Origin of the sequence: Streptomyces hokutonensis (assembly GCF_042751305.1) — a bacterium.
Classification (GTDB): Bacteria; Actinomycetota; Actinomycetes; order Streptomycetales; family Streptomycetaceae; genus Streptomyces; species Streptomyces hokutonensis_A.
Genome location: NZ_JBHYWD010000018.1, coordinates 112,499 through 120,271, shown reverse-complemented (window position 1 = coordinate 120,271; position 7,773 = coordinate 112,499). Strand labels below are relative to the sequence as shown.

Sequence of the window (7,773 nt, the reverse complement as noted above, 5' to 3'; positions counted from 1 at the left end):
ATGGTCCCCCTCTCGCTGACTGCGGTAGTTTCCGACCGGGCGCGGCGGCGCCCGAGATCGCGTGTTGTGGCGGGGGCCCGCCCCCCCTCGCCGGCCTGTGCCGGTGCTGGCTCGTCGTGGACGCGAAGTGTCAGCGCTCTTCTTCAGGAGTGCTTGCTGCAGGAGCGGCGGTCAGTCGCTCCGACTCGTCCTGTATCTCAGCGGCGATCTTCTTGAGTTCCGGCTCGAACTTGCGGCCGTGGTGGGCGCAGAAGAGCAGTTCTCCGCCGCTGAGCAGGACGACGCGCAGGTATGCCTGGGCGCCGCAGCGGTCGCAGCGATCGGCGGCCGTCAGCGGGCTCGCGGGGGTCAGAACAGTAGTCACGTCGCCTCTTCTCTAGCTCGACGAGCTGTCGTACCAGGGTCAACATCCAACCAGCCCGAAAACGTTCCCGCTCTGGGCTTTTCCTCGAAAAATTCTTCCGGGGCGGCTGTCTGCTGCCGGTTGGCGGCGAATGTGCCGTATTGCGTGTCTATGTGTCTGTACGGGTTCGCGCTGTGGGTCGGGGTCGGTCCTCCCGGCTGGGTTGCCGGTTGTTCTTGAGGACGTGCCCGGAGCCTAAATGGTTCATGCCCCGAAGGGAACGTGATATGTACTTCACTCCATCGAGGGATCGAACAGGTATACGACCCTGGACTACTGTGATGAGGAGACGAGGGTGGCGTTACAACGGCTCTACCAGGCCTCGGTACCCTCTGAGCGGCAACCGAAGCCGGGCCCTTACCCAAAAGGGCCTCATCTGAAATTCAGCGAGGAGCGAACCGCGTGACCGCCGAAACGTCCGTGCCGTCGACAGCGCTGCTGGCAGGAGCAGACCGGGACGGTTCCAACTACACCGCGCGGCACCTGCTCGTCCTTGAGGGGCTAGAGGCCGTACGCAAGCGCCCGGGCATGTACATCGGGTCGACCGACAGCCGTGGCCTGATGCACTGTCTGTGGGAGATCATCGACAACTCCGTGGACGAGGCCCTCGGGGGCTACTGCGACCACATCGAGGTGATCCTGCACGACGACGCCTCCGTGGAGGTGCGGGACAACGGCCGGGGCATCCCGGTCGACGTCGAGCCCAAGACCGGACTCTCCGGTGTCGAGGTCGTCATGACCAAGCTGCACGCCGGCGGCAAGTTCGGCGGCGGCTCGTACGCCGCCTCCGGCGGTCTGCACGGTGTGGGTGCCTCCGTGGTGAACGCCCTGTCCGCGCGGCTCGACGTCGAGGTCGACCGCAATGGCAGCGTCCACGCCATCAGCTTCCGGCGCGGTGTGCCCGGCTCCTTCACGGCGGCCGGCCCCGACGCGGCGTTCGAGCCCGGTGGCCTGCGCAAGACCAAGCGGATCCCCAAGACCCGCACCGGCACCCGCGTGCGCTACTGGGCCGACCGTCAGATCTTCCTCAAGGACGCCAAGCTCTCCCTGGAGAACCTGCACCAGCGGGCCCGCCAGACCGCGTTCCTGGTGCCCGGGCTGACCATCGTCGTCCGTGACGAGTACGGCCTCGGCGAGGGCGGCAGCAAGGGCGAGGAGTCCTTCCGCTTCGACGGCGGCATCAGCGAGTTCTGCGAGTACCTGGCGAGCGACAAGCCGGTCTGCGACGTCCTCCGTCTGTCGGGTCAGGGCACCTTCAAGGAGACCGTGCCCGTCCTGGACGACCACGGCCAGATGACCCCGACCGAGGTCACGCGCGAACTCGGCGTCGACATCGCGCTGCGCTGGGGGACCGGTTACGACACGACCCTCAAGTCGTTCGTCAACATCATCGCCACCCCCAAGGGCGGCACCCACGTCGCGGGCTTCGAGCAGGCCATCGTCAAGACGATGAACGAAGTGGCGCGCGCCAAGAAGCTGCTGCGCGTCGCCGAGGACGACGTCGTCAAGGACGACGCCCTGGAGGGCCTCACCGCGGTCGTCACCGTCCGGCTCGCCGAACCCCAGTTCGAGGGCCAGACCAAGGAGGTGCTCGGCACGTCGGCGGCCCGCCGCATCGTCACCAACGTGGTCACCAAGGAGTTCAAGGACTTCCTGACCTCGACGAAGCGCGACGCGGCGGCCCAGGCCCGAGTGGTCATGGAGAAGGCCGTCGCCGCGGCCCGTACGCGTATCGCGGCCCGGCAGCACAAGGACGCGCAGCGCCGCAAGACGGCCCTGGAGTCCTCCTCGCTGCCCGCCAAGCTCGCCGACTGCCGCAGCGACGACGTCGAGCGCAGCGAACTGTTCATCGTCGAGGGAGACTCCGCGCTCGGCACCGCCAAGCTCGCCCGGAACTCCGAGTTCCAGGCGCTGCTGCCGATCCGCGGCAAGATCCTCAACGTCCAGAAGTCGTCCGTCACCGACATGCTGAAGAACGTCGAGTGCGGCGCCATCATCCAGGTCATAGGAGCGGGATCTGGCCGTACCTTCGACATCGACGCGGCCCGCTACGGCAAGATCATCATGATGACCGACGCCGATGTGGACGGCTCCCACATCCGCTGTCTGCTCCTGACCCTCTTCCAGCGCTATATGCGGCCCATGGTCGAGGCCGGCCGGGTGTTCGCCGCGGTCCCGCCGCTGCACCGCGTCGAGCTCGTCCAGCCCAAGAAGGGCCAGGACAAGTACGTCTACACGTACTCGGACCGCGAACTGCGCGAGAAGCTCCTGGAGTTCCAGAGCAAGGGCGTCCGGTACAAGGACTCCATCCAGCGCTACAAGGGTCTCGGAGAGATGGACGCCGACCAGTTGGCCGAGACCACGATGGACCCCCGTCACCGCACCCTGCGCCGGATCAACCTCTCCGACCTGGACGCGGCCGAGCAGGTCTTCGATCTGCTGATGGGCAACGACGTGGCACCGCGCAAGGAGTTCATCTCCAGCTCGGCCGCGACACTGGACCGGTCGCGCATCGACGCGTGACCGTCGACGTGTGACCGACGGCGCCGGGCACCGGCTCCGGTCCCGGTCCGAGCCCGATACGGGCCCGGAGCCGAGGCACCGGCCGATGCCCGGCGCCGTCGGTCTGCTCCACCCGTGGGTGGAGGACGGCGCGGTCCGCGGATCCACCCACGATCCACCCTGGCGCCGATCTGCCGATCTGCGAATTTCCGTAGCGTCGAAGGCGTCGGCAGCGCTCGCCGCCGGCATCCCCTTCCGCTCACGGAGGCTCTGATGTCCGGGCTCGTCAACGTGCTGGTGATCGTGGCCGTCGCCGCCCTGGTGATCGCGCGACAGTTCCGCGCTCGCCAGATCGGGACCGACCGGCGCTGGTGGGTCCTGCCCGCCGTCCTCGCGGTCGTCGCCCTCCGCGAGCCCGGCATACTCGACGCGCACCACCACACCGAGTCGGCCCTCCTGCTCGGTGTCGAACTGCTCATCGGGCTGGCCACCGGAGCCGGCTGGGCCTGGACCACACGCCTGTGGGTCGAGACGGACGGTTCCGTGTGGAGCAAGAGCACCAAGGCGAGCGCCGGCGTCTGGATCGTCGGCATAGCCCTGCGCGTCGGCCTCGTCGCCCTGGGCGCGTTGATCGGCGTGCACCAGAACAGCTCGGCCCTGATGCTCGGTCTCGCGGCAACGCTGCTGGTCCGCTCCGGCGTCCTGGTCTGGCGCGCCCAGTCCTTCACCGGGACGGCCGGATCCGCCCCGGCGTACGGTCTCGGCATGGCGCCGCCCGCCCGGAAGGAGCGCGCGTGACGGAGAACGCATGGACGCGCTGGCCCTCGCGGGAGGCGCTGAGCAGAGTGGGAGTCTCACGGTCCCGGCGCCTGCTCGCCTGGGCCGTCCGGGTACTGGTGATCGGCATGCTGCTGTGGGGCGCCTTCACCGGCGACCACGCCCACGGCTGGGCCCTACCCGGAGGCATTGCCGGAATCCTCGCGATCGCCGCCCTCGCCTGGGCCTTCTGGCGCACCACTCTCGCCCACAGGCTCTGGCCGTCGGTGGCCGTCATCGCCGCGCTCCTGGGGATCGCCATCGCGGGACAGGCGGCCGGCTTCACGGTCCCGGCCCTGGTCGTCTGGTGCGGATGCGCGATCAGCTCGCTGGAGCGGCTGCCCATCGCGGTCGCCGTGCCCGTGACATCGGTCTCCCTCGCGACCTACGCCGCGGTCAACAACGACGTATGGCTGACCACCGCGGTCACGACGGCCGGACTGGCCCTCGCCGGCTACACGCTCCGCCTCGACGCCGAGGCCAGAGGCAACGCCCAGCGGCTCCTCACTCAGGAACGCATGGCCCGCGCGGCCGAGGCGGAGTCCGCCGCGCTGGCGGAGCGGGCCCGGATAGCCCGGGAGATCCACGACGTGCTGGCACACAGCCTCTCGGCCCAGCTCGTGCACCTGGAGGCGGCCCGGCTGCTGATCGAGCGGGGCGCCGACCGGGAGACGATCCTCGAACGGGTCGTGGCGGCACGGGGAATGGCCCGGGACGGCCTCGCCGAGACCCGGCAGGCCCTGTCCGCGCTGCGGGGCGAGATGACCCCGCTGGAGGACTTCCTGACCGAGATCGTCGCTACGACCGCCGGTGCGGAGGTCACCGTTACGGGTGATCGGCGGCAACTCTCGGCAGAGGCCTCGCAGGCCGTGCGGAGGGTCGCCCAGGAGGCTCTGACGAACGTCCGCAAGCATGCCCCGGGCGCCAAAGTGCTGCTTCGGCTGGAGTACGGCGAGCACGAAGTGCGGCTGGACGTACGGGACTCGGGCGGTTCGCCCGGTGAACTGACCGGTGCGGGAGGTGGGTACGGTCTGCTGGGCATGCGGGAACGCGCCGAGTTGCTGGGCGGTTCACTGCGGGCCGAGCCGGAGGAGGAGGGATTCGTGGTGACGCTGAAGGTGCCCGCATGACGGAGGAGGCCGTGAAGAGGCCCGCGCGGGTCGTGGTCGCGGACGACCAGACCGTCGTACGGGAAGGCATCGTGATGCTGCTGGGACTGCTGCCCGGGATCGAGGTCGTCGGCGCCGCGGGCGACGGGGACGAGGCGGTGCGGCTCGTCGCCGAACTCGCCCCGGACGTCGTCCTGATGGACCTCCGCATGCCCCGCTGCGACGGTGTCGAGGCGACCCGGCGGATCCGTGCGGAGCATCCCGGAACGCAGGTCGTGGTGCTCACGACCTTCGCGGACGACGAGTCACTCTTCCCGGCGCTGCGCGCGGGAGCACGCGGCTACCTCACCAAGGACGCGGGCGGCGACGAGATCGTACGGGCCGTGCAGAGCGTGCTCTCCGGGGACGCGGGCCTGTCGCCGAGCATCCAACGGCGGCTGCTGGAGCGCCTGTCGGACCCCGGGCCGCAGCCCCCGCCGGGTCCCGCCGAGCCGCCGGACGGGCTCACCACGAGGGAGAGCGAGGTGCTGGTACTGATCGCCGAGGGCCTGACCAACCAGGAGATCGCCAGCACACTGCATGTCTCCACGGCGACCGTGAAGACCCACATCAACAACCTGTTCGCCAAGACGGGGCTCAAGGACCGTGCGCAGGCGGTGCGTTACGCCTACGGGAAGGGACTGGTGCGGCCACCAGCGGGTTGAGTCACCTGATGGGGTGAAGACCCGGGAGAAGAAGAGTCGGGGATCTTCCCGTTCTGTCCATCCTTGGGCATGCAGTCAAGCAACGGTCGTCCCCGCGGTGGCGCGAGTGGTCACGAGGGTCCGGCCGACAACCACGAAGGTCATGACCCGACCCCCGCCGAGGCATCCGGAAAGGTGAGGTACCACGACCCGTGGTACGACGCGCTCGCTTCCGGCTGGGGCGAGTTGGACGGCACGGGGGCGCCCGCTCCCGAGGTGCCGGCCGCGCGCAGGGAGGACGGGGAACCGGCGCTGCGGGCCGGGGACGTGTATCTCGATGTGCAGCGCAGCGCGGCCTTCCAGGAGGTGCGCAGCCGGTATCTGCGGTTCGTGGTGCCGGGCGTGATCGTCTTCCTCACCTGGTACGTGGCGTACGTGGTGGCCGCGACGACCGCGCCCGGAGTGATGGCCCGGCCCGTGGCGGGTGCCGTGAACGTGGGGATGGTCGCGGGCCTCGGGCAGTTCCTCACCACGTTCCTGCTGACCTGGGCGTACGCCCGCCACGCGAGGCTGCGCAGGGACCGGGCCGCGCTCGAACTGCGGTGGGACACCCAGGAACTGACGCGTGGTGTGCGGGGCGGTGTTCTGTGACCGGCAATCATCAGACACTGGCGTTGCTGCTGTTCAGCGGGTTCGTCGCCGTCACTCTGGGGATCACGACCTGGGTGAGTCGCAACCGGCACGGCTCGGCGGAGGAGTTCTACGCGGGCGGGCGGCTCTTCTCCCCGATGGAGAATGGTTTTGCCATCGCGGGCGACTACATGTCGGCCGCCTCCTTCCTCGGTGTCACCGGGCTCATCGCGCTGTACGGCTATGACGGCATGCTGTACGTGGTGGGCTTTCTCGTCGCCTGGCTCGTGGTGCTGTTCCTGGTCGCCGAACTGGTGCGCAACTGCGGGCGGTTCACGCTCGCCGACGTGGTCGCCGCGCGGATGAGCGAGCGCCCCGTGCGGATCGCGGCGGGAACTTCCTCGGTCACCGTGTCCGTTCTGTATCTGGTGGCGCAGATGGTGGGCGCGGGCAGCCTGGTGTCGCTGCTGCTGGGCGGGACGAGCCCGGCAGCGCGGGCGTGGACCGTCATCGGCGTCGGCGCGCTCATGGTGATCTATGTGTCGTTGGGAGGGATGCGGGCCACCACCTGGATCCAGATCGTCAAGGCGATCCTGCTGCTGAGCACCACCGTCGCGCTGACGGTGCTGGTGCTGCTGCGCTTCCACGGGAACATCGACCAACTGCTGCTCACCGCGGCCGACCGCAGCGGTCACGGCCTGTCGTTTCTGGCGCCTGGGCTCAAGTACGGTGGCGACTGGACCGCGCGGTTCGACTTCATCAGCCTGGGCCTGGCACTCGTGCTGGGGACGGCCGGACTGCCGCACATCCTGTCCCGCTTCTACACCGTGCCGACCGCGCGGGCCGCACGCCGTTCGGTGGTCTGGTCGATCGGGCTCGTCGGCGGCTTCTACCTGATGATGATCGTGCTCGGCTTCGCCGCGGCCGCCGTCGTGGGACCGGAAGCCCTCAAGAAGTCGAACGGGGCCGGGAACACCGCGGTCCCGCTGTTGGCCCTCGACCTGGGAGGCGGCGCCGACTCCACGGGCGGCACGGTCCTGTTCGCGATCGTCGCCGCCGTGGCCTTCGCCACGATCCTCGCGGTGGTCGCCGGGATCACCCTGGCCTCCTCGGCATCAGTTGCCCACGACCTCTACGCGTCGCTGCGACGCCGGCGCGCCAAGCCGTACAGCGAGGTCGCGGTGGCGCGGACGGCGGCGGTCGGCATCGGGGTGATCGCGATCGCGCTGGGCCTGCTCGCCAGGGACCTCAACGTCGCGTTCCTGGTGGGCCTCGCCTTCGCCGTCGCCGCCTCTGCGAACCTCCCGGTACTGCTCTACTCCCTGTTCTGGCGCGGCTTCACCACCCGCGGCGCCGTCTGGGCCGTATACGGCGGACTGATCCCCGCGCTCGGCCTCGTGCTGCTGTCACCGGTCGTGTCGGGCAGCCCCGATTCCCTGTTCCCCGGCGTCGACTTCCAGTTCTTCCCGCTCCAGAACCCCGGCCTCGTCTCGATCCCGCTGGGCTTCCTGGCCGGCTGGCTCGGCACGGTCACCTCGCCGGAGATCCCGGACGAGGCCAAACACGCGGAGACCGAGGTACGGGCACTGACGGGGGCGGGGGCCGTGTAGCCGCGGCCCACCGCCGTCGT

The 7,773-nt window shown here is 69.5% G+C and carries 7 protein-coding genes; 6 read left to right on the top strand and 1 reads right to left on the bottom strand.

Features of this window, described 5'->3' with window-relative positions; genetic code table 11:
- Positions 1 to 130: 130 nt before the first annotated feature.
- Positions 131 to 364, bottom strand: a complete 234-nt coding sequence (locus tag ACFXC1_RS36675) for a DUF7455 domain-containing protein (RefSeq protein ID WP_019072919.1) — start codon at positions 362 to 364, stop codon at positions 131 to 133.
- 441 nt (positions 365 to 805) lie between these two features.
- Here ACFXC1_RS36675 and ACFXC1_RS36670 point away from each other — a divergent pair, with 441 nt between their 5' ends.
- From ACFXC1_RS36670 to ACFXC1_RS36645, 6 genes are all read left to right on the top strand, one after another.
- Positions 806 to 2,926 (top strand): DNA gyrase/topoisomerase IV subunit B, encoded by a 2,121-nt coding sequence (locus tag ACFXC1_RS36670; protein ID WP_381251189.1) that lies wholly within the window; start codon positions 806 to 808, stop codon positions 2,924 to 2,926.
- 252 nt (positions 2,927 to 3,178) lie between these two features.
- Positions 3,179 to 3,703 carry a DUF1453 domain-containing protein gene (locus ACFXC1_RS36665; RefSeq protein ID WP_381251187.1) on the top strand — a complete coding sequence of 175 codons (525 nt, stop codon included), beginning with the start codon at positions 3,179 to 3,181 and terminating at the stop codon, positions 3,701 to 3,703.
- Positions 3,700 to 4,851: a sensor histidine kinase gene (locus ACFXC1_RS36660; RefSeq protein WP_381251185.1), complete on the top strand. Its 1,152-nt coding sequence runs from the start codon at positions 3,700 to 3,702 to the stop codon at positions 4,849 to 4,851. The genes ACFXC1_RS36665 and ACFXC1_RS36660 overlap by 4 nt, the downstream gene beginning before the upstream one ends.
- Positions 4,848 to 5,534: a response regulator transcription factor gene (locus ACFXC1_RS36655; protein WP_381251183.1), complete on the top strand. Its 687-nt coding sequence runs from the start codon at positions 4,848 to 4,850 to the stop codon at positions 5,532 to 5,534. The genes ACFXC1_RS36660 and ACFXC1_RS36655 overlap by 4 nt, the downstream gene beginning before the upstream one ends.
- A gap of 69 nt (positions 5,535 to 5,603) precedes the next feature.
- A complete protein-coding gene (locus ACFXC1_RS36650; RefSeq protein WP_381251181.1) occupies positions 5,604 to 6,164 on the top strand; it encodes a DUF485 domain-containing protein in 561 nt (186 codons plus the stop codon).
- The gene (locus ACFXC1_RS36645) at positions 6,161 to 7,753 is read left to right on the top strand and encodes a solute symporter family protein (RefSeq protein ID WP_381251180.1); all 1,593 of its coding nucleotides are present in this window, start codon (positions 6,161 to 6,163) and stop codon (positions 7,751 to 7,753) included. Before ACFXC1_RS36650 ends, ACFXC1_RS36645 begins: the two co-directional genes overlap by 4 nt.
- Positions 7,754 to 7,773 lie beyond the last annotated feature (20 nt).